Here is a 25451-nt window from a genome sequence, read left to right on the forward strand (position 1 = left end):
AAAGCCCCGCCGTCTGCGCTACCATGCCTGGCCGGACGCAGCAGCCTGCTGCGCGCAGGAGTCAGCATGGCCCACCCGTTTGAAACCCTCACACCAGACCTCGTGCTCGATGCCGTCGAAAGCATCGGCTTTCTCAGCGACGCGCGCATCCTGGCCCTCAACAGCTACGAGAACCGCGTCTACCAAGTCGGTATCGAAGACGCCGAGCCGCTGATCGCCAAGTTCTACCGGCCGCAACGCTGGACCAACGAAGCGATTCTGGAAGAGCACCAGTTCACCGCCGAACTCGCCGACTGCGAGGTGCCGGTCGTGGCGCCGTTGATCCACAACGGTGAAACCCTGCACGAACACAACGGTTTCCGCTTCACCCTGTTCCCCCGCCGTGGCGGCCGCGCGCCGGAGCCGGGCAACCTCGACCAACTGTATCGCCTGGGCCAGTTACTCGGGCGCCTGCATGCGGTCGGCTCGACCCGGCCGTTCGAGCACCGTGAAGCACTGGCGGTGAAAAACTTCGGCCATGACTCGCTGGCCACGTTGCTCGACGGCAATTTCATCCCCCGCAGCCTGCTGCCGGCCTACGAATCTGTGGCCCGCGATCTGCTCAAGCGTGTGGAAGATGCCTACAGCAACACGCCGCACCAGAACATCCGCATGCACGGTGACTGCCACCCCGGCAACATGATGTGCCGCGACGAGATGTTCCATATCGTCGACCTCGACGACTGCCGCATGGGTCCGGCGGTGCAGGACATCTGGATGATGCTCGCCGGCGATCGTCAGGATTGCCTGAGCCAGTTGTCGGAACTGATGGACGGCTACAACGAGTTCCACGACTTTGACCCCCGTGAACTCGCCTTGATCGAACCGCTGCGCGCCTTGCGCCTGATGCACTACAGCGCCTGGCTCGCCCGCCGCTGGGAAGACCCGGCCTTCCCCCGCAGTTTCCCTTGGTTCGGCACCGAGCGTTATTGGGGGGATCAGGTGTTGGCGTTGCGCGAGCAACTGGCGGCGCTCCAGGAAGAGCCACTGAAACTCTTCTGACTCCCCCCCCTGTAGGAGCGAGCCTGCTCGCGATGGACGTCAACGATAACGCGTGCTGTCTGGATAAACGCATTGCCCTTGCGTTCTTCGCGAGCAGGCTCGCTCCTACAGAGACCGATGTTCACAAATGACCTACCTATTCAGTCAGGACATTCGCAGACAAATCTCCTTACAATCCCCTCTTTGTTAGCTGCCTAAGCAAGGATTCTGCATGCAAGCCGCCAACCCGCGCCACGGGTACATTCTAGGCCTGAGTGCCTACATCATCTGGGGACTTTTCCCCCTCTACTTCAAAGCCATCGCCAGCGTGCCCGCCGTGGAAATCATCATCCACCGGGTGCTGTGGTCGGCGCTGTTCGGCGCCTTGTTGCTGATGGTCTGGAAGCATCCAGGTTGGTGGCGCGAGCTGCGGGAAAACCCGCGGCGCCTGGCGATCCTGGCCCTGAGCGGTGCGCTGATCGCGGCCAACTGGTTGACCTACGTCTGGTCGGTGAACAACGGACGCATGCTGGAGGCCAGCCTCGGTTACTACATCAACCCGTTGGTGAACGTGTTGCTGGGCATGCTGATCCTCGGCGAACGGCTGCGGCGCATGCAATGGATTGCCGTCGGTCTGGCAGCTGTCGGTGTGGCACAGCAGGTCTGGCAAGTCGGCAGCCTGCCATGGGTGTCGCTGGTGCTGGCACTGACCTTCGGTTTCTATGGCCTGATTCGCAAGCAGGCGCCAGTCAAGGCGCTGCCGGGGCTGGTGGTGGAAACCTGGATGCTGGTGCCGATTGCCCTCGGTTGGTTGCTGCTCAATCCGATGGCCAGCAGCGCCCAGGCCGAATTCTGGACCACGTCCCAAGCCTGGTGGCTGGTCGCCGCCGGCCCGATCACGCTGGTGCCGCTGGTCTGCTTCAACGCTGCTGCACGGCATTTGCCCTACACGACATTGGGCTTTCTCCAGTATCTGGCGCCGACACTGGTACTGCTGCAAGCGGTCCTGCTGTTTGGCGAACACCTGTCGTCCAGCACCTTGGTAGCGTTCATGTTTATCTGGGCCGGCCTGGCGGTTTACAGCATCGATGCGTGGATAAGTTTGCGCCGCCGCAGCTGATCAAAAAACACACAAAACTCTACAGACCACGTCTCCCGTGGTCTGCATCATTCCTTCCCAAGGTTATCCACAGCGTGATCCCCGCCGATTGTGCGCAAGTGGCTGAAACTGCTGGTTTTTTGATCAGACTCTGAAGAACCCCGGCCGGCGTGGGCTGGCGGGGTGTCTCTACAGGTTATCCACAGGCGGGTGCACGTTTAACTTGGATAACCTGATCAGGGTTCACTGCGCAACACCAACTCGACCATCAGGTCGTCCGCCAGGGTTTCCAGGCGCGATTGCAGTACGTCCAGCGACAGCGTCAGCGGGACCGCGAGAATCGCTTCGGCATGGAACAACGGCTCGCTGCTCATCGGTGCCGGACGCACTTCGGTGACCAGTCGCTCCAGATTCACCCCCTGCTCACTCAACAAGCGCGTGATGTCACGCACGATCCCCGGGCGATCATTGCCCACCAGTTCCATGGCGATCGGTTTCCAGGTACAGGATTGTTCGATACCGCTTTCAGCGATCAACACGCGAATGCCCTGGACGGACAAGCCCTGCAGGGCATCGACCAATTCGTCGTAGGCCTCGGCCGGCACCCCCACTCGAAGAATCCCGGCGAATTGTCCCGCCATGCGCGACATGCGGCTTTCCAGCCAGTTGCCGCCGTGCTCGGCAATGCATTGGGCAATGCGCTCGACTTGCCCGGGCTTGTCCGGAGCAAAAACAGTGAGTACGAGGTGGTCCATGGCGCAGCCCTCTTGTCATGACTTTTGTTATGGAGAACCAAGTATAGGCAAGGGGAGCCATTCAGCGTGGCATTGCTTTCTGTGGCGAGGAAGCTTGCTCCCGCTGGCTTGCAAAGCGAGCCCAATGCCTTTTACGACTGCTGCGCAGTCGAGCGGGAGCAAGCTCCCTCGCCACAGAAATGCGTCGCCCCATAGCAGAGCACCAAAGATAATGTGTACAACTTTTGATATTTAACTGGAACAATCCAATGGTTTTTTGAGAACATCACGCTCCCCGACGTGACCGCAATGCGTCATGGGGTCGCAGAACGACGTAATTAGTCTAATTTTCACAACCGCAATTCATCATGTAGTATGCCGCAGCGCGCACTACATAACGTTGGATCGATGTCTGCCGCAGGCACGTTCGCAACCCTGAAAGCCCTGTCAGCAAGGCCCCAAGCCGTTGATTGGTCCCAACCCAGCCGCCCGTCATGGGCATGTACTGGTAGAGGGGTTTGTGGTTTAAATGGCCAACGGCTTCATTGTTAAATTGAAGAGCTGAAAAGCGAAATAGCTGAGCAGAGTGAGGCAAGCAATGACTGAACACGTTCAAGTCGGTGGCCTGCAGGTCGCCAAAGTCCTGTTCGACTTCGTGAACAACGAAGCCATTCCCGGTACCGGCCTCACCGCCGATAAGTTCTGGGCCGGTGCCGACAAGGTCATCCATGACCTGGCGCCGAAGAACAAAGCCCTACTCGCCAAACGCGATGATTTCCAGGCTCAAATCGATTCCTGGCATCAGGAACGTGCCGGTCAGACGCACGACGCCGTGGCCTATAAAGCCTTCCTGCAAGACATCGGTTATCTGCTGCCAGAAGCGGCCGATTTCCAGGCAACGACGCAAAACGTCGATGAAGAAATCGCCCGCATGGCCGGCCCGCAGCTCGTGGTGCCGGTGATGAACGCCCGCTTCGCACTCAATGCCTCGAACGCCCGCTGGGGTTCGCTGTACGATGCGCTCTACGGCACCGACGCCATCAGCGAAGCCGACGGCGCGGAAAAAGGCAAAGGCTACAACAAGGTGCGCGGTGACAAGGTCATCGCTTTCGCCCGTGCCTTCCTCGACGAAGCGGCGCCTTTGGCGGCCGGCTCCCACGTCGACTCCACCGGTTACAAGATCGTCGACGGCAAACTTGTGGTCGCCCTTAAAGGCGGCAGCAACAGCGGCCTGCACAACGATGCGCAACTGATCGGCTACCAGGGCGATGCCGCTGCACCGACCGCGATCCTGCTGAAAAACAACGGCCTGCATTTCGAAATCCAGGTCGACGCCAGCACCCCGGTCGGCCAGACCGACGCGGCCGGCGTCAAAGACATCCTGATGGAAGCGGCGCTGACCACCATCATGGACTGCGAAGACTCGGTTGCCGCCGTCGACGCCGATGACAAAGTGGTGATCTACCGCAACTGGCTCGGCCTGATGAAGGGCGATCTGTCGGAAGATGTCGCCAAGGGCGGTCAGACCTTTACCCGCACCATGAACGCCGACCGCACCTACACCGCGGTCGATGGCAGTGAACTGAGCCTGCACGGTCGTTCGTTGCTGTTCGTGCGTAACGTTGGTCACCTGATGACCATCGACGCGATCCTTGACAGTCAAGGTAACGAAGTGCCGGAAGGCATTCTCGATGGCCTGGTGACTTGCCTGGCATCGATGCACAACCTGAACGGCAACACCTCGCGCAAAAACACCCGCACCGGCTCGATCTACATCGTCAAGCCGAAGATGCACGGTCCTGAGGAAGCGGCGTTCACCAACGAGCTGTTCGGTCGCATCGAAGACGTGCTGGGCCTGCCGCGCAACACCCTCAAAGTCGGGATCATGGACGAGGAGCGTCGTACCACGATCAACCTCAAGGCCTGCATCAAGGCTGCGAGTGAGCGCGTGGTGTTCATCAACACCGGTTTCCTCGACCGCACGGGCGATGAAATCCACACCTCCATGGAAGCCGGCCCGATGGTGCGCAAGGCGGACATGAAGGCGGAAAAATGGATCGGCGCCTACGAGAACTCCAACGTCGATATCGGCCTGAGCACCGGCCTGCAAGGTCGCGCACAGATCGGTAAAGGCATGTGGGCCATGCCTGACCTGATGGCGGCGATGCTCGAACAGAAAATCGCTCACCCGATGGCCGGTGCCAACACCGCCTGGGTACCATCGCCGACCGCTGCTGCGCTGCACGCGCTGCACTACCACAAGGTTGACGTGTTTGCCCGTCAGGCCGAACTGGCCAAACGTGCCCACGCTTCGGTGGACGACATCCTGACCATCCCGCTGGCGGTGAACCCGCAGTGGACCTTTGAGCAGATCAAGAACGAACTGGACAACAACTCACAGGGCATTCTTGGTTATGTGGTGCGCTGGATCGACCAGGGCGTTGGTTGTTCGAAAGTGCCTGACATCAACGACGTAGGCCTGATGGAAGACCGTGCAACGCTGCGTATTTCCAGCCAGCACATCGCCAACTGGCTGCGCCATGGCATCGTCACCGAAGACCAGGTCATGGAAAGCCTCAAGCGCATGGCGCCGGTGGTTGACCGTCAGAACGCCGGCGACGCGCTGTACCGTCCGCTGGCCCCGAACTTCGACAGCAACATCGCCTTCCAGGCGGCGGTCGAACTGGTGATCGAAGGCACCAGGCAGCCGAACGGCTACACCGAGCCGGTCCTGCACCGTCGTCGTCGCGAGTTCAAGGCGAAGAACGGGTTGTAAACCAGCTCCCTCCACAGCAATCCCCCGGTTGAAGAACCGGGGGATTTTTGTTTCTGCGTCCTGCAAATGCAGAACTATCTCCTGAAACGCAACGCGTTTGCAGCGATGTGACGGCCTATTCTCGTTGCATTCATGAACAAGGCAATTCCAAGGACCGTGATGATGAGCGCAAACAGTTTTTCGCCACCAATGGGTTCGTCGAGCACATACCACGAGGTCAAGATACCCGATATCGGAACAATCACTGACAACGGTGCAACCTGGCTCGCCGGATATTTCTCAATCATTCGGTTCCACACCCAATACCCGAATACCGTCGCCACATAGGCCTGGAACAGGACAGATGCCAGCACTGGAGCAGTTATGTCCGTTAGCAACGACTGGAAAGGGGCTGCGCCCTTGACCCAGTAAGTCATCAGATATAGAGGCGGTGTTGCATACAGACTCGACCAAACGACAAAGGAAAATATATCAGCCACTTTGCTTCTCTTGACCAGCACATTGCAAAGACTCCAGAACAATGCGCCGAGCAGTACCAGAAAAAGTCCAAAGCTTTCGGCATCACCGTGTGTTACATGAATAATGAACATCAGCCCCACCAACGCCATGAGAATGCCGGCCACTTGTATTGCCGTCATTTTCTCGCCAAACAGCAGTACTCCCCAGATGACCGTGAAAAAAGCACTGAATTGCAAGAGCAAAGATGTTACGCCGGCACTGACGCCAAGAAACATGCCGTAGTTCATCAGCCAGCACATTCCGATACCAAACAACAAACCGTAGACGATAGTTACAAAAGTACTGACACCTTTCGGTTTCGGGATGAAGAACACCAGTGGCAATGCACAGAAAGTAAAGCGCAACGCTGTCAATATGAACGGATCGATACCGTCTAGACTGATATCAATGACCGTAAAATTACTGCCCCACATGACTGTCACACCGACAATAAGTACAAGATCGCGAAATTCAATTTTCTTTATCATACCGTCCTCATAGCGACACACAACCACACAATCCAGGAAGAGCAATGACCTTTGTCGGTATTTTATCCACAGGAACTAGCCGCAGACTGAATACACGACAACCATCGGCATACTCAAGCCACTAAAAAGCGGAGTGCCAAACTGGTAACCCGGATAGTGCTACGACAGATTTTATTAAACCAAGTACAACATCAAGTAGATGCCTGCATTGGCTTTCAAGAACTGAACGATAACTGAATAATCGAAAGAAGAAACAAGCTATTTGTGAGTAGCCTTTTCGCAGACCAATTAGATAAACTTAATTACAAGTTAAACCCACCAAAACAACTCCAGCCTGTAACTAACAATTACAGGCGCCCAGTTATTTAATGCCCAATTCGCGTTTTACCAGTGTCAGCAGATGACTGGCATCAATCGGTTTGAGTAGAAAGTCCACCACGCTCAAATGCATCGCGGCGATCGCATCCTTCACGTCGGCGTCACCCGAGACAATGATGATCGGCAATGCCGCTCTTACCGATTCGCGTACCTGACGGATCAGTTCCAAACCGTCAACGCGGCCCATCCGCAGGTCGGTGATCAGTAAACCGATCGTGGGCTTTTTGATCTCTGCCTCGGCCACCAGGATCTTGAGTGCCGATTCGCCACTGGCTGCTGTCTTGCAGCGAATACCCTCCGACGCGAGGATATCTGACAGCAGCTCGCGGGCGTCTTTATCGTCATCGACGATCAGCACCCGTTGCGACGGCAGGTCAGGTTCCAGCATGACGGCGCTTAGCGCTTCGCGCTCGGCGTCACTCAAAATGTCGTGGTCAGGCATGGCTTTCCCTATATGTTCAATACAATTCCCTGGCACAGCGGTGAGACATCGCTCAGCGAACTATCAATGTGCACCCCGTCGGATATTTTTCCAATAGCAGGATAGAGAGGTTTTTCTCACAGTTGCGTAAGGTTTTTCCGACATTCCATCACCCTGATTGCCTACCTAGACTTACGTCCAATGGGCACCCCGACCGCAGGGGTCGACCATGTCCATGTCATCCGACTACAACAATTCAAAAAAGACTGCGGTAATGGTTATGAGTAAAGCGGACGCCTTCACACAGGCAGGGAAAACCGCGGTGTTGCAGAACATCCAGGGCACGTTGCAATTCCTTCAGCGCTTCCCGCCCTTCAACCAGATGGAACACGCTCACCTGGCGTATCTGGTCGAGCAATGTCAGCTGCGTTTTTACGCCCCCGGCGAGAGCATCATCAAACCCGCCGACGGGCCGGTCGAGCACTTCTATATCGTCAAGCAAGGCCGGGTCGTAGGCGAGCGTCCGCATACGGCAAAAGGTGGCACCGAAACGGTCTTCGAGATCACCACCGGCGAGTGTTTCCCCCTCGCGGCATTGCTGGGTGAACGAGCGACCCGCACCGAGCACCTGGCCGGCGAAGACACCTTCTGCCTGCAATTGAACAAACCGGCGTTCGTCCGCCTGTTTTCGCTATCGGACACCTTCCGCAACTTCGCCCTGCGCTGCGTCAGCAGCCTGCTGGATCAGGTCAACCAGCAAGTGCAGCAAAAAGCCGTGGAAACCCTGGGCACCCAATATTCGCTCAATACCCGACTGGGCGAATTGGCCATGCGCCACCCGGTGACATGCGCCCCGCAGACGCCATTGCGCGAAGCCGTGACGTTGATGCATGAACAACAGGTCGGCAGCATCGTGGTGGTCGATGAGCTCAAGGCGCCACTGGGAATTTTCACCCTGCGTGACCTGCGTCAGACAGTGGCCAACGGCAGCAGTGATTTCAACGAAGCCATCGAAGGGTACATGACCCGGGCGCCGTTCTTCCTGTCGCCGGATCACAGTGCATTCGACGCGGCGATTGCCATGACCGAGCGTCACATTGCCCATGTCTGCCTGGTCAAGGACCAACGCTTGTGCGGCGTGGTTTCCGAGCGCGATCTGTTTTCCCTGCAACGGGTCGACCTGGTGCACCTGGCGCGCACTATCCGCAATGCCCAGAAAGTGGAAAACCTGGTGGCGCTGCGGGGCGAAATCGGTCAACTGGTCGAGCGCATGCTGGCCCACGGCGCGTCTTCGACGCAGATCACCCACATCATCACCTTGCTCAACGACCACACCGTGTGCCGGGTGATCGAACTGACCCTCGCCGAAAAAGGCGACCCCGGCGTGCCGTTCAGCTGGCTGTGTTTCGGCAGCGAGGGCCGTCGCGAGCAGACCCTGCACACCGATCAGGACAACGGCATTCTGTTCGAAGCCAGGGATGCGGCCCATGCCGCCGAGATTCGCGGCAAGCTGCTGCCCATTGCCCAGCAGATCAACCAGAGCCTGGCGCTGTGCGGCTTCACCTTGTGCAAGGGCAATATCATGGCCGGCAACCCCGAGCTGTGCCTGTCCAGGGCCGAATGGGCGCGGCGCTTTGCAGCGTTTATCCGCGAGGCCACCCCGGAGAACCTGTTGGGTTCGAGCATCTATTTCGATTTGCGCGTGGTCTGGGGCAGCGAGCAAGGCTGCGAGCAGTTGCGTCGGGGCATTCTCGATCAGGTCGGCGACAACCGTTTGTTCCAGCGCATGATGGCCGAGAATGCGCTGCGCAATCGCCCGCCCGTAGGGCGTTTCCGCGAATTCGTGCTGGCGCGCAAAAATGGCGAGAAGGCCACCCTGGACTTGAAGATTCAGGGCTTGGCACCCTTTGTCGATGGCGCCCGGTTGCTGGCTCTGGTCCACGGTATCGAAGCGAACAACACGCTGGAGCGTTTTCGCCAGTTGGTCGAAAAGGAGATCATCGCCCCCCTGGATGGCGCCGCGTACGAAGAAGCCTATCACTTCATCCAGCAAACCCGCATGCAGCAACATCAACTACAGACCCGGGAGAATTTTCCTTACTCGAACCGGGTCGATCCCGACAGCCTCAATCATCTGGACCGGCGCATCCTGCGTGAGTCCCTGCGCCAGGCACAGCGTCTGCAAAGCAGCCTGGCCTTGCGGTATCAGTTATGAGCCTGTTTTCATGGCTGCGCCCGGCCGGCCCGAGCTTGTCCGCCGACCTGCAGCAACGCCTTCAACGCCTGCCGACGGTCACCGGATTGAGTGATTGCAGCCTGCGCGAGCAGCGCTGGGTAGTGCTCGACCTGGAAACCACCGGGCTAAATATGAACAAGGACCGGGTACTGTCCATCGGTGCCGTGGTGATCGAGGATGGCGCGATCGATTTCAGCCGACAGTTCGAGCGAACCTTGCAATGCGAGGAACTCAAACTCGGCCCCAGCGTGCTGATCCACGGCTTGGGCCCTAGTGCAATTGCTGCCGGCAGTGATCCAGCCGAGGCGCTGCTCGAATTCATGGAGTTTGTCGGCGACAGCCCGGTTTTGGCCTTTCATGCGCCGTTCGACCAGCATATGTTGGGGCGCGCACTGAAGGATCATCTGGGTTACAAGTTGCAGCATGCCTTTCTGGACGTGGCGGACATTGCGCCGCTGCTATGCCCCCAGGCGCACATTCGCGAGGCCGGGCTGGACGACTGGATCGACTGGTTCAAACTCGAAGTCTTCGAGCGCCACCACGCCAGCGCCGACGCCCTGGCCACCGCCGAACTGATGCTGATTCTGTTCAGCCGCGCGCGGCAGCTGCAGATTCATAGCCCGTTGAATCTGCAACAGCGATTGAGTCAGTGGAAACGTCGGCAGCAGGCGCCTTCCTTCTGACCCATACGCCATCCCTGTAGGAGCGAGCCTGCTCGCGAAAATCGTCAACGGTGACACGCTTTTCTGGCGAGACCGAGGTGTCAGATGATTTTTCGCGAGCAGGCTCTCTCCTACAGGGGTCGTCGCCTAATTCCCACCCGACCAACGCCAATTGCTTACCTCCCTCGCCTCTGCCACAATCGCGAACAATTCTCGTTAGTTAATATTTCCCAATCGGTGATGCGGCGTGTCGTCAGTCCCAAGCCCTCAAAGTGAGCTCGTCGGTGCGTTATATCGCGACCATCGCGGCTGGCTATTGGCCTGGCTTCGACGCAACGTCGCCTGCCCGCAGCGGGCCGAAGACCTGAGCCAGGACACTTTCGTGCGTTTGCTGGGTCGAGAGGAACTGAAGGTTCCGCGCGAGCCGCGGGCGTTTCTGGTGGCGATCGCCAAGGGCCTGCTGTTCGATTATTTCCGTCGCGCCGCGCTGGAACAGGCCTACCTCACCGAGCTGATGCTGATTCCCGAAGCCGAACAACCGTCGGCGGAAGAACAGCAAATGATCCTCGAAGACCTGAAAAACATCGACCGTTTGCTCGGCAAGCTCTCCAGCAAGGCCCGAGCGGCGTTTCTCTACAATCGTCTCGACGGCCTCGGCCACGCAGAAATCGCCGAGCGCCTCGGTGTGTCGGTGCCGCGGGTGCGCCAGTACCTGGCCCAAGGCATTCGTCAGTGCTACATCGCACTGTATGGTGAGCCGACATGAATCCACTCAGTTCCAAACCGGTATCGGCCAACGTGCTGGACGCGGCGATTGCCTGGCAGTTGTCCATGGACTCCGCCAACCCGGTAGAGCGCGAAGAGTTCGCCAAGTGGCACGCTGCCCACGAAGAGCACGCCCGCGCCTGGCGCCAGTTGGGCATGCTCGACCAGCGTTTCAGCGTGGCCAGCGGCCCGGCCCGCACGGCCTTGCTGCAATCGCGCGAAGGCATTCGCCGGCGAGTGCGCACGCTTGGCAACGGTGTCGCCAGTGTCGTTGCAGTGATCGGCCTGGCCCTTTTCGCCGGGGATCGTTACCTGCCGATCGACTATTGGCTGGCCGACCAGCGCACCGCCGTTGGCGAGCAGCGCACCTTGCGCCTGGCTGATGGCACGCTGATCAATCTCAATACCCACAGCGCCCTGGATGTGCGTTTCGATGAAAAGCAGCGGCGCATCGTGCTTCAGGAAGGCGAAATCCTGGTTGAAACCGGCCATGGCGATCCCCGGCCGTTCATCGTTGAAACCCGCGAAGGCAGCATGCGTGCGCTGGGTACGCGGTTTCTGGTCAAGCGCGAGGAAGACGGAACGCGCCTGAGCGTCCTGCAGTCGGCGGTGGCGGTTCACCCTGAGTCCAACCCTGACGAACAGATTCTGCGCGAAGGCCAGCAGGTGCTGATCCGCAACAATGGCCTGGGCCCGGTTCTGGCGGTCAACCTCGGCGCGGATGCCTGGACCCGCGGCATGCTGGTGGTGGACAACACCCGGCTGGAAGATCTGGTGCATGAAATCGGTCGCTATCGAAACGGTTACGTCGGGGTCGCGCCGGAAGTGGCCGACCTGCGCATCACCGGCAGCTTCCCGCTGCGCGACACTGACCTGGCACTCAACGCCCTGCTGCCGACCCTGCCGGTGCAGATCGAACAGCACACGCAGTGGTGGGTGAAGGTCGTGGCCAAGGCTGATACCAAACCCTGAAATGCTTTGTGTCTGATTAACCGTCATCGCGAGCAAGCTCGCTCCCACATTGGAATGCATTTCAAAATGTGGGAGCGAGCTTGCTCGCGATGACGGCGTTCGACTCCCCGCAAAAACCGGTTTGACCCAATACCAGCCGCAACCGACTTCTGAATCGAAATTATTTTCATCCACCCCTATCACTTTTTGATTTTCATTCGGCACACAGGCAATTGAGAAATGTTTCCATTCAGGAGCCGCTGTATGCCTCGTTCGCTTGACTCCCTGTTGCGCCGCAGTTTGCTGGCAGTCGCCATTGGCCTTTGCACCCCGTTGGCCAGTAGCCAACTGGTCGCCGCTGAACAGGTGTCCAGCGTCCGCGCCTACAACCTGCCGGCCGCGCCGTTGGCCAACACCCTGAACCAGATTGCCAGCCAGGCCGGTTTGGCCCTGTCGCTGAATCCATCCCTGGCGGCGGGCAAGACCTCGGCGCCGGTCAAAGGCCAGTTCGACGCATCCGGCGCCCTGCGCGAAGCCCTGCGTGGCACCGGGCTGCAACTGGAGCTGAGCAGTGCGGGCACCTATAGCCTGGTGGCCGTGCCCGAGGGTGTGATGGACCTGCCGGCCACCAGCGTGATCGGCGTGCAAGACACTGAAAGCGCCTGGGGCCCGGTACAGGGCTACCTGGCCAAGCGCACCGCCGCCGGCACCAAGACCGATACCGCGCTGGTCGAGGCGCCGCGTTCGATTTCGGTCGTCACTCGTGAACAGATGGACGACCGCAACGCGCACACCCTCGACGATGCCGTGCGCTACTTGCCGGGCATCACCTCCAGCAGCTTCGGCAGCGACACCCGCGCCGACTGGTTGCGCGTGCGGGGTTTCGAGCCGACTCAATTCCTCGACGGCCTGCCTCTGCCAAAAGGTGTGTACTCCAACCCGAAACAGGAAACCTGGAACCTCGACCGCCTGGCGCTGCTGCGCGGACCGGCCTCCTCGGTGTACGGCCAGACCCCGCCGGGCGGCCTGCTGGACATGGTCAGCCGCCGCCCAAGCGCTGAAGCCAGCAGTGAGATCCAACTGCAATACGGCAGCGACAATCATCGCCAGATCAACTTCGCCAGCACTGGCAAGATCGACGACGAAGGCCAGTTCCTGTACAGCCTCAGCGGCGTGCTGCGCGACGGCGGCACGCCCATCGACCACATCGATGACAAGCGCTACAACATTGCGCCCAGCCTGACCTGGAACATCGACGATGACACCAAATTCACCCTGCTCACGCAGTTCACCCGTGACGATACCGGTATCACCAGTCAGTTCTATCCGATCCAGGGCACCAAGATCGACATGCCGTTCGGCGATATCTCCCACCACAAGAACCTGGGTGACCCGAACTACGACTTCTACGACCGCACCTACTACGCGCTGGGTTATGCCTTCGAACACCGCCTGAACGATGTCTGGCAGTTCCGGCAGAACCTGCGCTACACCAAGTCGGAGCTGTCGTTCCAGGCCGTGACCGTCAATAGCTACGGCCCCTCTTACGGGTCTATTGTTGACGATCAGGGCAACACCGGCCGTGGCACCACCAATGTCGACGAAGACATCGCCCAATTCGCCGTAGACAACAACTTCCAGGGCGACTTCGTCACCGGCGACGTCAGTCACACCCTACTGATCGGCCTGGATCACCAACGCAACACCACCAACTACCTCTCGATCTTCGGCACCGCACCAGACATCAACGTCAACGACCCGATCTATGGTTTGCCGATCGAACGTCCGGCACGCTCCACGGCGTTCTACGACTACGAACAGAAAACCCAGCAGACCGGCCTGTACATCCAGGACCAGATGGCCCTCGGCCAATGGCGCCTGACCCTCGGCGGTCGTGAAGACTGGGTCCACACCGGTACCACGTTCTTCAACAAGGGCGATGCCACCAACACCGAACGCGACAAGAATTTCAGCGGCAACGCAGCGATCAGCTACGTGTTCGACTCGGGCTTCGTGCCCTACCTGTCCTACGCCGAATCGTTCCAGCCGACCAGCAATGCCGTCGCCTCGCCGACCGAGTCGTTCAAGCCGACCGAAGGCAAGCAATGGGAACTGGGGATCAAGTACCAGCCACCGGGCAGCAACACCCTGCTGACGGCGGCTGTGTATGACCTGACCCAGAAAAACGTTTCCGTCACCAACAACGTGGGCAACGTGACAGTCACCAGCCAGACCGGCGAAGTGAAAGTCAAAGGCCTGGAGCTGGAAGCCGTTTCCGACGTGACCGAAAACCTCAAGGTCACCGCTGCCTACACCCTGGCCAAATCCGAAGTGCAAGAGGGCATCTACAAGGGCAATCGCCTGCAACTGATGCCTAACCAGCAAGCGTCGGTGTGGGGCGACTACACCTGGCACAACGGCGTGCTGGACGGCTTCGGCATCGGTGCCGGCGCGCGCTATACCGGCAATACCTATGGCGACCAGGCCAACACCTGGTTGGGCAAGGCCGACGCCTACACGGTGTTCGACGCAGTGGTTCACTACGACCTCGGTCGCCTGGACAACAGCCTCAAAGGCGCTTCGCTGGCCGTTAACGCAACCAACCTGTTCGACAAGGACTACATCTCGACTTGCGACAGCTACTACTGCTACTACGGCGACCAGCGCAGTGTCGTCGCAAGTGCAACCTACAAGTGGTAACGCGTTGAGCTGACACGCCCAATGACCAGGCCGTCCTTCGTGGACGGCTTTGGTTTTTCTGAAGGCTATGAAATGAAAAGTAAAACAATTCGCCGCTGGTCCGCTGTTCATACCTGGACCAGCCTGATTTGTACGGTGTTCCTGTTGCTGCTGGCACTGACCGGCCTGCCCTTGATCTTTCACCACGAGATCGACCACTTGCTGGGCGATGCGCCTGACGTGAAGGAAATGCCGGCGGACACCCCGCGCCTGAATTTGCAGCAGCTGGTGGAAGCGGCCGAGAAGCATCGCCCCGGCGAAGTCATGCAGTATTTCGGCTTCGAGGACGATGAGCCCAACGCGGTGCTGACCATCATGGCCGCGACCGCGGGCACCGAGCCGAATTCGTCCCACACCTTCATGCTCGACGCCCGTACCGGCGAAGCGCTGGAGACGCCATCGGCCAACGGCGGTTTCATGATGACCATGCTGCGCCTGCACGTGGACATGTTCGCCGGCTTGCCGGGCAAGTTGCTGCTGGCATTCATGGGGATTCTGTTCGTGGTGGCGATTGTCTCCGGCACGGTGTTGTACTTGCCGTTCATGCGTCGCTTGAAGTTCGCCACCGTGCGCCAGGACAAATCCGCGCGCCTGCGCTGGCTCGACCTGCATAACCTGATCGGCGTGGTGACGTTGACCTGGACCCTGGTGGTCGGCGTGACGGGTGTGATCAGTGCCTGCGCCGACCTGATCATTGCCGCTTGGCGCAACGACAGCCTGAGCGCGATGATCGCACCGTACCGCGATGCGCCACCGCTGACGCAACTCGCGCCGGCCACCCGTTTGCTCGACATCGCCAAGGAAGTCGCACCGGGCATGCAGCCGGACTTCATCGCCTTCCCCGGCACGCGGTTTTCCAGCGAGCACCATTACGCGGTGTTCATGAAAGGCAGCACGCACCTGACCTCGCACCTGTTGACGCCGGTACTGATCGACGCCAGCACCCTGCAAGTCACCGCCGTGGCCGAACGACCGTGGTACATGGACGCCATGGGCATGTCGCAACCGCTGCACTTCGGTGACTACGGCGGCATGCCGATGAAAATCCTCTGGGCGACCCTGGATGTGCTGACCATCATCGTGCTCGGCAGCGGGGTCTACCTGTGGGTGGTGCGGCGCAAGGCGGCCAGGCCTGTGCTGGAAAAAGCGGAGAGCGTGGCATGAAGCCCCGGCAGTCGAGTTTCTGGAAAGTGTTTGCCATTCCGACCGTCATCGCGGTGCTCAGCGCGGCAGGGTTGTTTGCCGCGTTGCTCGGGGATGGTGTTTGGGATTCGCTTAGCTGGTTGGGGCTGGGCATCCCGGCCATTCTGGGGCTGCGTGGCCTCCTGCAACGCCGCTGATCCCTTGTGGGAGCGGGCTTGCTCGCGAAGAGGCCGTCAGCCTCAGCATCAATGTTGGCTGACACACCGCTTTCGCGAGCAAGTCGAATCGTCGCACCGCCGCTCCCACAGGGTTCGGTTTGAGGTAATGCATCAACGCGCTATGCTGCCCGACACTGCCACCGACCGAGACACTGCCATGTCCGCCCCGAGCATGACCCTGTACCACAACCCGCTTTCCCCCTTCGTTCGCAAAGTCATGGTGCTGCTGCACGAAACCGGCCAGCAGAACCGCGTGGCGTTGCAGACCAGCGTGCTCTCCCCGGTCAACCCGGATCTGAGCCTGATCGACGACAACCCCCTGAGTAAAATCCCGGCACTGCGCCTGGCCGATGGCAATGTCATCCACGACAGCCGGGTCATCCTCGACTACCTCGATCACCAGCACGTTGGCAACCCGCTGATCCCCCGCGAAGGTTCGGCCCGCTGGCGGCGCCTGACCCTCGCGTCGCTGGCCGACGGGATCATGGACGCGGCCGTACTGGTGCGCTACGAAGTCGCCCTGCGCGCCCCGGAAAAACACTGGGACGAATGGCTCGACGGCCAGCGCGACAAGATCCGTCGCGCCCTGGCTTTGCTGGAAAAGGACGCGATTGCCGAGCTGACCTGCCACTTCGACGTAGCCGCGATCAGCGTAGCCTGTGCACTGGGTTACCTGGACCTGCGCCATCCGGATCTGGACTGGCGCACAGCGACCCCGCAGTTGGCGGCGTGGTATTTCGAGGTCAGTCAGCGGCCTTCGATGATTGCGACAATGCCGAAGGTTTAGATCTTCGCTGACTGCTCCGCCCCCTTCGCGAGCAGGCTCGCTCCCACCTTTGACTGCGGTCCCATGTGGGAGCGAGCCTGCTCGCGATGGCACCACAACGGATCCAGCGCAAACAACCCGGCAATCAGCGTCGCCAACACCCTCCCCTCTCGCTGGTCTTCCCGCAACCCCACCGACCGGCTCATTGCACCGCTCCAATATCGAAGTCCAAAGGTTTCGGCGTTTTTTGCCCAACCCCGTACCAGTCCAGCTTGCGGGTCAGCACCATGAACACGCCCAGCAAGCCGAACAGCAGCAGCGAGCCCATCAACAGCGCGTAATCCTCTGCACTCAACAGCCCGTAGAGCAGCCCATACAACGCCGCCAATCCCGCGGAAAAGCTCAGCCCGTGTCGCACGCTGCGCAACACGTGGCAAACGTAGAACCCGATCAACAACACACAACCGCTGGCTGACAACAGATACGCCAGGGCAAAGCCGATATGCTCGGATAACGACAGCAACAACAGATAGAAGAACGCCAGTGCCACACCTACCAACGCATATTGCATCGGGTGCACGGCCAGGCTTTTGAGCACTTCGAAGAGGAAGAATCCGGCGAAGGTCAGGACGATGAACAGCAGCGCGTATTTGATCGCCCGTTCGCTTTTCAGGTACTGGTCCACCGGGTCGATGAAGCCCACGCCGAAGCTGCGGCCAGACAACGCCTCACAACCGCCGCGGGACACGCAGCTGTTCAAGGTTTCTTGCAGGTTGGTGGAGAAAAACGAGGTCTGCCAATGGGCGGTAAATCCTTGATCAGTGATCTCGCGCTGGGCCGGCAGGTAGTTGCCGATGAAGCTTGGATGAGGCCAGTTGGCATTCAGCGAAACTTTGCTGGTCTTGCCCACCGGCAGGATCTGTAACTGACCAGTGCCTTGCAGCTTCAGGTCAAAACCGAAGGCCAACTCCGTGGCCTGCTTTGTCTCCAACGCCGGCAGGGTCACGTGAACGCCCTCACCCAGCCAGCCCACCTGGCTGCCCGGAATGAAATCCAGTTTCTGGCCGTTGAGTTCAAGCTTCAAGGCGTTTTCGATACCCCGAATGTCGCTGATACCAACGGCGAGGAACGGCTGGTCGAATCGGTAGTCGGCGAAATCTTCCTTGATGCCCAGTTGAACCGGCAGGGCAAAGTGGCCGCTGATGCGGTTGTCGGCATGGAACAGCCGCGCCTGGTAGATACCTCGGGAACGCAGTTCGGTCTGAACGTCTGCGTCGACTTCGAAGCGCTCCGGCAGAAAATACAACCGACCGCGCTCCTCACCGATCTCCTGATAACGCTTGTTGGTTTTTTCGTGGATCTTCCAGGTGCGCACGACTTTACGATACGGCACCACCATCAGCGGCCCGCTCAATTGCTGGCTGTAACTGGAACTGCGGGCAATGTCTTCGAGCACGCCGTCGCGCAGTTGCTGGCGGTCCTGGATCACGCCGTTGATCATCAGCAGTGGAACCAGCAACAACAGGATCAACAGGGCAATTGCCCCGAGTTTTAGGGTAAGGCTACGGTTCATGGGACTCTCCCTGTTTTGGATGGGGAAAGTCTGGGTTGGCTGTGTGAGGAATGAATGGAGGGAGTGTGGAGACTTTGTGAAGACTGGACCGGTCCTAAGGCAGGTGCACTGTCACTTCCACACCGCCGTCGACATTACCAATACTCATCGTCCCGCCATGCAGCTTGACCACCTCTTCGACAAAATTGAGCCCAAGCCCGGTGCTTTTGCGCCCGCTGTCCGGTCTCGGGAGCGAGTAGAACCGCTCGCTCAGCCTTGGCAACGCATAGTCCGGAATGGCTTCGGACTGATTGAACAATTTGAACTCGACCTGCTCGCCAACTCGCCGGGCACTGAGGCGCAGCAGGCCTTGAACCGGGGTGAAATCCAGGGCGTTTTCCAACAGGTTGCCCAGCGCTTGGCGCAGTAAAAACGGCTCACCACTGAGCATCAAATCCGCTGCAATGCTTTGTTCCACCTGCAACTGACGACTTTCAATTCGCGCCGCCTGAGCACTCAGCAACTCGCTCACCAATGCGCCCAGCGGCACATCGACGCGTTCCTCCAAGCCCTGGCGTTGCTCGACCTGCGCCAGGTTCAAAAGCCGCTCGATCAACTGCTGCATGCGCGCACTTTCGCTGTCGATATTGCCGACAAACCGCTGTCGTTGGGCCGACGGCATCTCGCCTTGCAACAACTCCGCCGCACCGCGAATCGCCGCCAGCGGACTCTTCAGTTCATGGGTCAAGGTGTGCACGTATCGCTCGACGTAAGCCTTGCCTTCAAGCTGCGTGCGCATCTGCTCCACCGCCGTGGCCAACTGCTCCAGTTCACCGCCGCGATAATGCGGCACTTCAACCCGCCGGCCTTCACTGACGCCTTGGGCGTACGCCGTCAATCTTCGCAGGGCACGGCTCAGCCACCAGGACAACAACGCGCCGAACAGCAAACCGAGGCCGATCAACCCGGCGCCATAAGCCAGCAACCGGCGCTCAGTACGATCCACATAAGGCTGCAACGAGCTGTTGGGCTTGGCCACGGTGACCACGCCGATGATCTGGCCGTTGTCGCGAATCGGCGCGCCGACGTGCATCACCGAAGACCCCGGATCGTTCGGGTCATTGCGCGTGGAGCGAGCGCCGTATTCGCCACGCAGGGTCAGGTAGACGTCATTCCAGCGCGAGTAATCCTGCCCCACCGCCGCCCCGCTGGAATCCAGCACGACGATGCCCCTGGCGTCGGTGACGTAGATGCGGTGGTTGACCTGATTCTTTGGCAAACCCCAGATTTTCGCTCCGGGCTGTCGCTCACCATAGGCCTCGAGCAACTCCGGCCAGCGGTTCTGGTTGAGGCTGCCGACCTTGAAATCGTCGCGCAGGATCTCGGCCATCAGGTTGGCGGTATCGACCAGGGTTTCTTCGGTGGACTGGCGAACGCCGGGGCGGATCTCTTGCATGACCGTGTTGAGCACAAAGTAGCCGGCCAGGCCGATGAACAGTGCGTAGACCAGGAAAATCCGGATTCCCAACGGCATCAGCTTTGTCCCGGGCTGTAGCTGTAGCCGAGGCCGCGGTGGGTCTGGATCGGCTCGGCGTCAGCTTTCACCAGTCGCAATTTGGCGCGCACGCTCTTGATGTGGCTGTCGATGCTGCGCTCGTAACCGGCGTCGGCGGCCACGCCCAGGGCATCGAGCAACTGCTCGCGACTGAAAACGCGCTCGGGCTGCTCCAGCAGGCATTGCAACAGACGGAATTCATGGCGGGTCAGGGTCAGCAGTTGACCGCGATAACTGATTTGCACACGTTCGCTATCGATGTGAAACAGCGTCGTCGACGGTTCGCTCATCGTGCGCGGCGCCATGCGTTTGAGAATCGCCCGGACCCGCGCCGCCACCTCCCGAGGGCTGAACGGCTTGACCACGTAATCGTCGGCGCCGATTTCCAGGCCCACGACGCGATCGATCTCGCCATCCCGGGCGCTGAGGAACATCACCGGCACTTCGCTGAAGCGCCGCAGTTGCTTGCAGGTTTCGAAGCCGCTGATGTCCGGCAGGCCGATATCGAGAATGATCAGATCCGCCGGGCTCTGGCGCTGATACTCCAGCGCCGCCGCGCCGAGGCTCAGCCATGTGGTGGTGAAGCCCTCGCCTTGCAGGGCGAATACCAGGGTGTCGGCAATGGCCGCTTCGTCTTCGACAATCAGGATATGAGGCATGGCGTCCGAGCCCGGCAGGGATGTGGGCGAACGGTGCCCCAAGCCTCACACCTCGTCAATCAGCAATCCGGCTTATCCGCCGTAAACCGCCGAGCCGGATTCACCGCCGCCCCAAACTCACGCAATGCCTTCGCGCCGATCAGCAACGGGTAGTTGAAGCTGCTGCGGTCAGTCAGGTTGACCTCGACCGTGCGCTTGACGTTACCCAGGCACAGCTCCAGATCGACCACCGGACGCTTGGTGGGTGCGACCACTTCGCTGTCATCCTCCTCCTCTTCGGAACGGCTCTTGATCTTGCTGATGCGCGCGATCTTGTGCTCGTAGACCTGGTTGCCAGCATCCTTGGTGCCGAGGCGGAAACGCACCCAGTCTTCGCCGTCACGCTTGAAGGTTTCGATGTCCTTGGCCGACAGCGACGCGGTCAGGGCGCCGGTGTCCATCTTCGCCTTGAGGACCTTCCCGCCGATTTCCGGCAGGGCGATATATTCGTAACGCCCATAGAGGGTCGGCTCGGCGGCCATGACCGGCAGGGCGATGAGGGAGAACACTGCAAGGAGGGATTTCACGTAATGGGTTTCCATGAGAATGAGCAGTCGGATTTTAGACCGTCGTTCGCTTGATCGTTCCCACAAGGTTACCGACCCAAAAGTGAAACATTCGTCAGCACCGATTTGGCCTGCCACCCGAAGCTGCTTATCATGGCGCGCCCAACCGTTTCCACGAGTGACTTATGCGCCGCCTGCTCACCGGCTGTTTCGTGACCCTGCTGCTTGTGCTCAATACCCTGGTCCTGATCGGGCCGTTGATGGTGTTTGCCCTGCTCAAACTGGTTCTGCCCGGCCGTTTTCGCGATTACGCCTCATGGTCGGTGATGTGGATCGCCGAGACCTGGTCGGAAATCGACAAGCTGATTTTCCGCTGGTGTATCCCCACCCGATGGGACATCCGTGGCGGTGACGATCTGCGTCGTGATACCTCGTATCTGGTGATCAGTAACCATCAATCCTGGGTCGACATCCCGGCGCTGATCCAGACGCTGAACCGGCGCACGCCGTTCTTCAAGTTCTTCCTCAAGAAAGAGCTGATCTGGGTGCCCTTCCTCGGCCTGGCGTGGTGGGCGCTGGATTATCCGTTCATGAAGCGCTACAGCAAAGCCTTCCTGGCCAAACATCCGGAGCTGGCGGGCAAGGATCTGGAGATCACCAAACAAGCCTGCGAGCTGTTCAAGCGTCAGCCGGTGACCGTGGTCAACTATCTGGAAGGCACGCGCTTCACTGCGGCCAAACGCACTCAGCAGCAATCACCGTTCACCCATTTGCTCAAACCCAAGGCCGGCGGCGTGGCGTTTGTGCTGGCAGCCATGGGCGAACAACTGGATGCAATTCTTGATGTGACGGTGGTTTATCCGCAGCCAACGATTCCGGGCTTCTGGGATCTGATCAGCGGTAACGTGCCGAGGATCATCATCGATATCCAGACCCGCGAACTCGACCCGGCGTTGTGGCAGGGCGATTACGAAAACGATCCGCTGTTTCGCGAAAAAACCCAGAACTGGGTCAACCAGCTCTGGATCGAGAAGGATCAGCGCATCGACGCCTTGCGCGCCGGGCGCCGCTGAATCAGCTACCAGTGCCGGCACCCCAGATCCCGCCCAGGCTGCTCAGCAGCGAACCGCCGACGCCCTGCTGGCCGAGGTATTGCAGGAGCACCGGGGTAAACAGGCCGATCATGCCGCTGTCCATGCCCAGGGCGCTGAAGGCGTTGTTCAGGTCGTTGGTGTTCTTGACGTTACCCAGGGCATTGTCCAGTCCTGCAGCTTTACCGCTGGAGCCGAGCAGACCGGCCAGTGCACCCAACTCACCGCCGCCCGAGAGCATGTCGATGCCCGGCACGCTTTTGGCCAGTTCCGAGTAGTCGGTCGAACTCAACTGGTTCTTCGCCAGCCCCAACATCGCTCCAGCGCCGCCGATGGCTTGTTGTGGGGTGATGTTCAATTCACTGAGGGTGCTTAGCAGGTCGGCTGTCGGCGGCGTCGGTTCGGCAGTCGCGGCCGCGTCACCGCCCTTCATGCCCGAAATCGCATTGGCCGCGTCGTTCAGGCTGAACTGTGCAAAGGCCGGGCTGGCGGACAGTGCCAACAGCGAAGCCAGTGCAATACCGCATGAAATCTTCATCCAGACATCCTCTTGTGCCATGAAACCATCCGAAAACCGGCGGTAAAACTCCCGGTTTGACCGGGCATCCTCAATCATGTTCCTTGCCGCGCATCCGTTTTTACACAGGTCAGGTAGATGAAACGTGAAACACCGGGTGCCACGCGATGAATGGCACCACTGAGCAGCCGTCGGGGCCAGTATTGAACCAGAGACCTTGGCAGCCGTTTGAAAAAGATATCCAAACAAAAACGGCGACCCGAAGGTCGCCGTTTTGTTTGGCCTGAAGACTTACGCCGCGCTGAACATCTTGTGCGGATCGATCACAAACTTCTTCGGCACGCCCGCGTCAAACTCGCCATACCCCTGCGGCGCCTGATCCAGGCTGATCACCTGAACGCCCACCACTTCGGCGATGTTGATGCGGTCCCACATGATCGCCTGCATCAACTGGCGGTTGTACTTCATCACCGGGGTCTGGCCGGTGTGGAAGCTGTGGGACTTGGCCCAGCCCAGGCCGAAGCGGATGCTCAGGCTGCCCATTTTCGCGGCAGCGTCGACAGCGCCCGGGTCTTCGGTCACGTAGAGGCCGGGGATGCCGATCTTGCCTGCCACACGCACCACGCCCATCAGCGAGTTGAGTACGGTGGCCGGGGCTTCGTGTTTCACGCCGTCATGGCCATGGCCACGGGCTTCGAAGCCGACGGCGTCGATGGCGCAATCCACTTCCGGCTCGCCGAGCAGTGCGGCGATCTGTTCGTGCAGCGGTGTGTCCAGGGACAGGTCGGCGATCTCGAAGCCCTGAGCCTTGGCGTGGGCCAGGCGAACGGTGTTGACGTCACCGATGATCACCACCGCCGCACCCAGCAGGCGAGCGGATGCGGCCGCCGCCAGACCGACCGGACCGGCACCGGCGATGTACACGGTGCTGCCCGGGCCGACGCCAGCGGTCACGGCACCGTGATAGCCGGTCGGCAGGATGTCCGAGAGGCAGGTCAGGTCGCGGATTTTTTCCATCGCCCGGTCGCGGTCCGGCAGTTTCAGCAGGTTGAAGTCGGCATACGGCACCATGGCGTATTCGGCCTGGCCGCCGGTCCAGTCGCCCATGTCGACATAACCATAAGCGCCACCCGGACGCGCCGGGTTGACGCTCAGGCAAACACCGGTGTGCATTTCTTTGCAGGAACGGCAGCGCCCGCAAGCCACGTTGAACGGTACGGACACCAGGTCGCCGATATTCAGGTTCTCGACGTCGCTGCCCTTCTCGATCACTTCACCGGTGATCTCATGGCCCAGCACCAAACCGGTTTGAGCGGTGGTACGACCGCGCACCATGTGCTGGTCGGAACCACAGATGTTGGTGGAAACCACACGCAGGATGACGGCGTGGTTAATCTTCCTGCCACGCGGGTCCTGCATTTTCGGATAGTCAATACTCTGCACTTCGACCTTGCCAGCGCCGAGATACACCACACCACGATTGCCAGACATGCTTTCACCTCGCTGTTGTTTTTATGGAACCGCGTTGCCCAGGCAGGCAGCGCGTTAAGTGCTCGGGTTATTGCCTGTGTGTCTTGTGTTGTCTGTTATGCCGCTATCGCGAGCAGGCTCGCTCCCACATTGGAATGCATACCCCTGTAGGAGCGAGCCTGCTCGCGATGGCGATCTAAAGAACGACAGTTCTGTTCGCGTTCAAAAACACTCTTCGTTCAATGTGATATCCAACCGCCCGCGCCAGCGTCAGCCCTTCGATATCCCGCCCCTTGGCGATCAAATCTTCCGGGTAATGACTGTGGTCCACAGCCTCCACGCCCTGGGCAATGATCGGACCTTCATCCAGGTCGTTGTTGATGTAATGCGCCGTGGCGCCCACCAGTTTCACGCCCTTGTTGTAGGCCTGGTGATAGGGCTTGGCCCCCTTGAATCCGGGCAGCAGGGAGTGGTGGATATTGATCGCCTTGCCATCGAGCTTGCGGCACAGCTCCGGCGACAGCACTTGCATGTAGCGCGCAAGGATCACCAGTTCGGCGCCGGACTCTTCGATGACCTGCCACACCTGACGTTCCTGGGACGGTTTGTCGTTCGGGTCCAGCGGGAAGTGGTAGTACGGAATCTGGTGCCAGTCGGCCAGTGGCTTGAGGTCCGGGTGGTTGGAGACCACGGCGGCGACGTCCATCGACAACTGGCCGATGCGCTGGCGATAGAGCAAATCGTTGAGGCAGTGATCAGCCTTGGAGACCATGATCACCACTTTCGGCCGATAGTTCGGCGCGGTCAGTTCGAAGATCATGCCGAAGGCTTCACCGCGCTCGGCGAGGCCCGCGCGGAAGGACTGCTCGTCGAAACCGTCAGGCTGGCGGAACTCCACACGAATGAAGAAACGGCCCGAGAGCCGGTCATCGAAGGAATGGTGCTCGGTGACGTAGCAGCCCTGCTCGAACAGAAAGCGGGTCACCGCGTCCACGGTGCCGAGCACGCTGGGGCAGTCGGCGGTCAGAATCCATGTGTCTGGGGCGCGGCTCATAGGGCGGTGACTCCTGAGAAATCGGTGGATGCCTACTGTAGGAGCGAGCCCTGCTCGCGATGGAGGCCAACGATGACGCGTACTTTCTGATTCAACGCGTTGCCTTGAAGTCCA

At 59.8% G+C, this 25451-nt stretch carries 22 protein-coding genes; 12 read left to right on the forward strand and 10 right to left on the reverse strand.

Annotated elements, in window-relative coordinates; translation table 11 throughout:
• Window positions 1–66 precede the first annotated feature (66 nt).
• Together WHX55_RS28510 and rarD are read left to right on the forward strand one after the other, a co-directional pair.
• Window positions 67–1041, forward strand: a complete 975-nt coding sequence (locus WHX55_RS28510) for a serine/threonine protein kinase (protein ID WP_150725163.1) — start codon at window positions 67–69, stop codon at window positions 1039–1041.
• Between the two features lie 211 nt (window positions 1042–1252).
• Window positions 1253–2140, forward strand: coding sequence for an EamA family transporter RarD (gene rarD, locus WHX55_RS28515; RefSeq protein ID WP_095944919.1), 888 nt, complete (start codon window positions 1253–1255; stop codon window positions 2138–2140).
• Between the two features lie 215 nt (window positions 2141–2355).
• Here rarD and WHX55_RS28520 read toward each other — a convergent pair whose 3' ends face one another.
• A complete protein-coding gene (locus WHX55_RS28520) occupies window positions 2356–2874 on the reverse strand; it encodes a glycine cleavage system protein R (protein WP_150756155.1) in 519 nt (172 codons plus the stop codon).
• Window positions 2875–3451: 577 nt separating this feature from the next.
• Here WHX55_RS28520 and WHX55_RS28525 point away from each other — a divergent pair.
• Window positions 3452–5629, forward strand: coding sequence for a malate synthase G (locus WHX55_RS28525; protein ID WP_353741698.1), 2178 nt, complete (start codon window positions 3452–3454; stop codon window positions 5627–5629).
• Window positions 5630–5703: 74 nt separating this feature from the next.
• Here WHX55_RS28525 and WHX55_RS28530 read toward each other — a convergent pair whose 3' ends face one another.
• Both WHX55_RS28530 and WHX55_RS28535 read right to left on the reverse strand, forming a co-directional pair.
• Entirely contained in the window at window positions 5704–6615 is a 912-nt protein-coding gene (locus tag WHX55_RS28530) for an EamA family transporter (protein ID WP_150725160.1), read from the reverse strand.
• Between the two features lie 361 nt (window positions 6616–6976).
• A complete protein-coding gene (locus tag WHX55_RS28535; RefSeq protein ID WP_150725159.1) occupies window positions 6977–7435 on the reverse strand; it encodes a response regulator in 459 nt (152 codons plus the stop codon).
• A 253-nt stretch (window positions 7436–7688) separates the two neighbouring features.
• Here WHX55_RS28535 and WHX55_RS28540 point away from each other — a divergent pair, with 253 nt between their 5' ends.
• The 8 genes from WHX55_RS28540 (at window position 7689) to WHX55_RS28575 (ending at window position 16915) form a co-directional block, all read left to right on the forward strand.
• Window positions 7689–9629 carry a DUF294 nucleotidyltransferase-like domain-containing protein gene (locus WHX55_RS28540; RefSeq protein WP_353741699.1) on the forward strand — a complete coding sequence of 647 codons (1941 nt, stop codon included), beginning with the start codon at window positions 7689–7691 and terminating at the stop codon, window positions 9627–9629.
• Window positions 9626–10333, forward strand: a complete 708-nt coding sequence (locus tag WHX55_RS28545; protein ID WP_353741700.1) for a 3'-5' exonuclease — start codon at window positions 9626–9628, stop codon at window positions 10331–10333. Before WHX55_RS28540 ends, WHX55_RS28545 begins: the two co-directional genes overlap by 4 nt.
• Window positions 10334–10559: 226 nt before the next feature.
• Window positions 10560–11078 carry an RNA polymerase sigma factor gene (locus tag WHX55_RS28550; RefSeq protein ID WP_150759051.1) on the forward strand — a complete coding sequence of 173 codons (519 nt, stop codon included), beginning with the start codon at window positions 10560–10562 and terminating at the stop codon, window positions 11076–11078.
• Window positions 11075–12049, forward strand: a complete 975-nt coding sequence (locus tag WHX55_RS28555; RefSeq protein WP_353741701.1) for a FecR family protein — start codon at window positions 11075–11077, stop codon at window positions 12047–12049. Before WHX55_RS28550 ends, WHX55_RS28555 begins: the two co-directional genes overlap by 4 nt.
• 243 nt (window positions 12050–12292) lie before the next feature.
• Complete coding sequence (locus WHX55_RS28560) at window positions 12293–14728, forward strand: TonB-dependent siderophore receptor (RefSeq protein ID WP_353741702.1); 2436 nt, start codon at window positions 12293–12295, stop codon at window positions 14726–14728.
• A 72-nt stretch (window positions 14729–14800) separates the two neighbouring features.
• A complete protein-coding gene (locus tag WHX55_RS28565; protein ID WP_353741703.1) occupies window positions 14801–15931 on the forward strand; it encodes a PepSY domain-containing protein in 1131 nt (376 codons plus the stop codon).
• On the forward strand, window positions 15928–16107 hold the full coding sequence (locus WHX55_RS28570; RefSeq protein WP_353741704.1) for a hypothetical protein: 180 nt from the start codon (window positions 15928–15930) through the stop codon (window positions 16105–16107). The genes WHX55_RS28565 and WHX55_RS28570 overlap by 4 nt, the downstream gene beginning before the upstream one ends.
• Before the next feature lie 178 nt (window positions 16108–16285).
• On the forward strand, window positions 16286–16915 hold the full coding sequence (locus WHX55_RS28575; RefSeq protein WP_353741705.1) for a glutathione S-transferase family protein: 630 nt from the start codon (window positions 16286–16288) through the stop codon (window positions 16913–16915).
• Between the two features lie 181 nt (window positions 16916–17096).
• Here WHX55_RS28575 and creD read toward each other — a convergent pair whose 3' ends face one another.
• The 4 genes from creD to WHX55_RS28595 form a co-directional block, all read right to left on the reverse strand.
• Entirely contained in the window at window positions 17097–18467 is a 1371-nt protein-coding gene (gene creD, locus WHX55_RS28580; RefSeq protein ID WP_353741706.1) for a cell envelope integrity protein CreD, read from the reverse strand.
• A gap of 94 nt (window positions 18468–18561) precedes the next feature.
• On the reverse strand, window positions 18562–19980 hold the full coding sequence (gene creC, locus WHX55_RS28585; protein ID WP_353741707.1) for a two-component system sensor histidine kinase CreC: 1419 nt from the start codon (window positions 19978–19980) through the stop codon (window positions 18562–18564).
• Entirely contained in the window at window positions 19980–20660 is a 681-nt protein-coding gene (gene creB, locus WHX55_RS28590; protein WP_353741708.1) for a two-component system response regulator CreB, read from the reverse strand. The genes creC and creB overlap by 1 nt, the downstream gene beginning before the upstream one ends.
• Before the next feature lie 59 nt (window positions 20661–20719).
• The gene (locus WHX55_RS28595; RefSeq protein WP_353741709.1) at window positions 20720–21226 is read right to left on the reverse strand and encodes an ATP-dependent zinc protease; all 507 of its coding nucleotides are present in this window, start codon (window positions 21224–21226) and stop codon (window positions 20720–20722) included.
• A gap of 164 nt (window positions 21227–21390) precedes the next feature.
• On the opposite strand from WHX55_RS28595, the gene WHX55_RS28600 reads away from it, so the two are divergent.
• A complete protein-coding gene (locus WHX55_RS28600; RefSeq protein WP_353741710.1) occupies window positions 21391–22278 on the forward strand; it encodes an acyltransferase in 888 nt (295 codons plus the stop codon).
• 1 nt (window position 22279) lies between these two features.
• On the opposite strand, the gene WHX55_RS28605 is transcribed toward WHX55_RS28600, so the two are convergent.
• The 3 genes from WHX55_RS28605 to purU form a co-directional block, all read right to left on the reverse strand.
• Complete coding sequence (locus WHX55_RS28605; RefSeq protein WP_150756168.1) at window positions 22280–22834, reverse strand: DUF2780 domain-containing protein; 555 nt, start codon at window positions 22832–22834, stop codon at window positions 22280–22282.
• A gap of 270 nt (window positions 22835–23104) precedes the next feature.
• On the reverse strand, window positions 23105–24304 hold the full coding sequence (gene fdhA / locus WHX55_RS28610; protein ID WP_150756169.1) for a formaldehyde dehydrogenase, glutathione-independent: 1200 nt from the start codon (window positions 24302–24304) through the stop codon (window positions 23105–23107).
• Window positions 24305–24479: 175 nt separating this feature from the next.
• Entirely contained in the window at window positions 24480–25337 is an 858-nt protein-coding gene (gene purU, locus WHX55_RS28615; RefSeq protein WP_007981374.1) for a formyltetrahydrofolate deformylase, read from the reverse strand.
• Window positions 25338–25451 lie beyond the last annotated feature (114 nt).

Source organism: Pseudomonas fluorescens, assembly GCF_040448305.1.
Classification (GTDB): Bacteria; Pseudomonadota; Gammaproteobacteria; order Pseudomonadales; family Pseudomonadaceae; genus Aquipseudomonas; species Aquipseudomonas fluorescens_BH.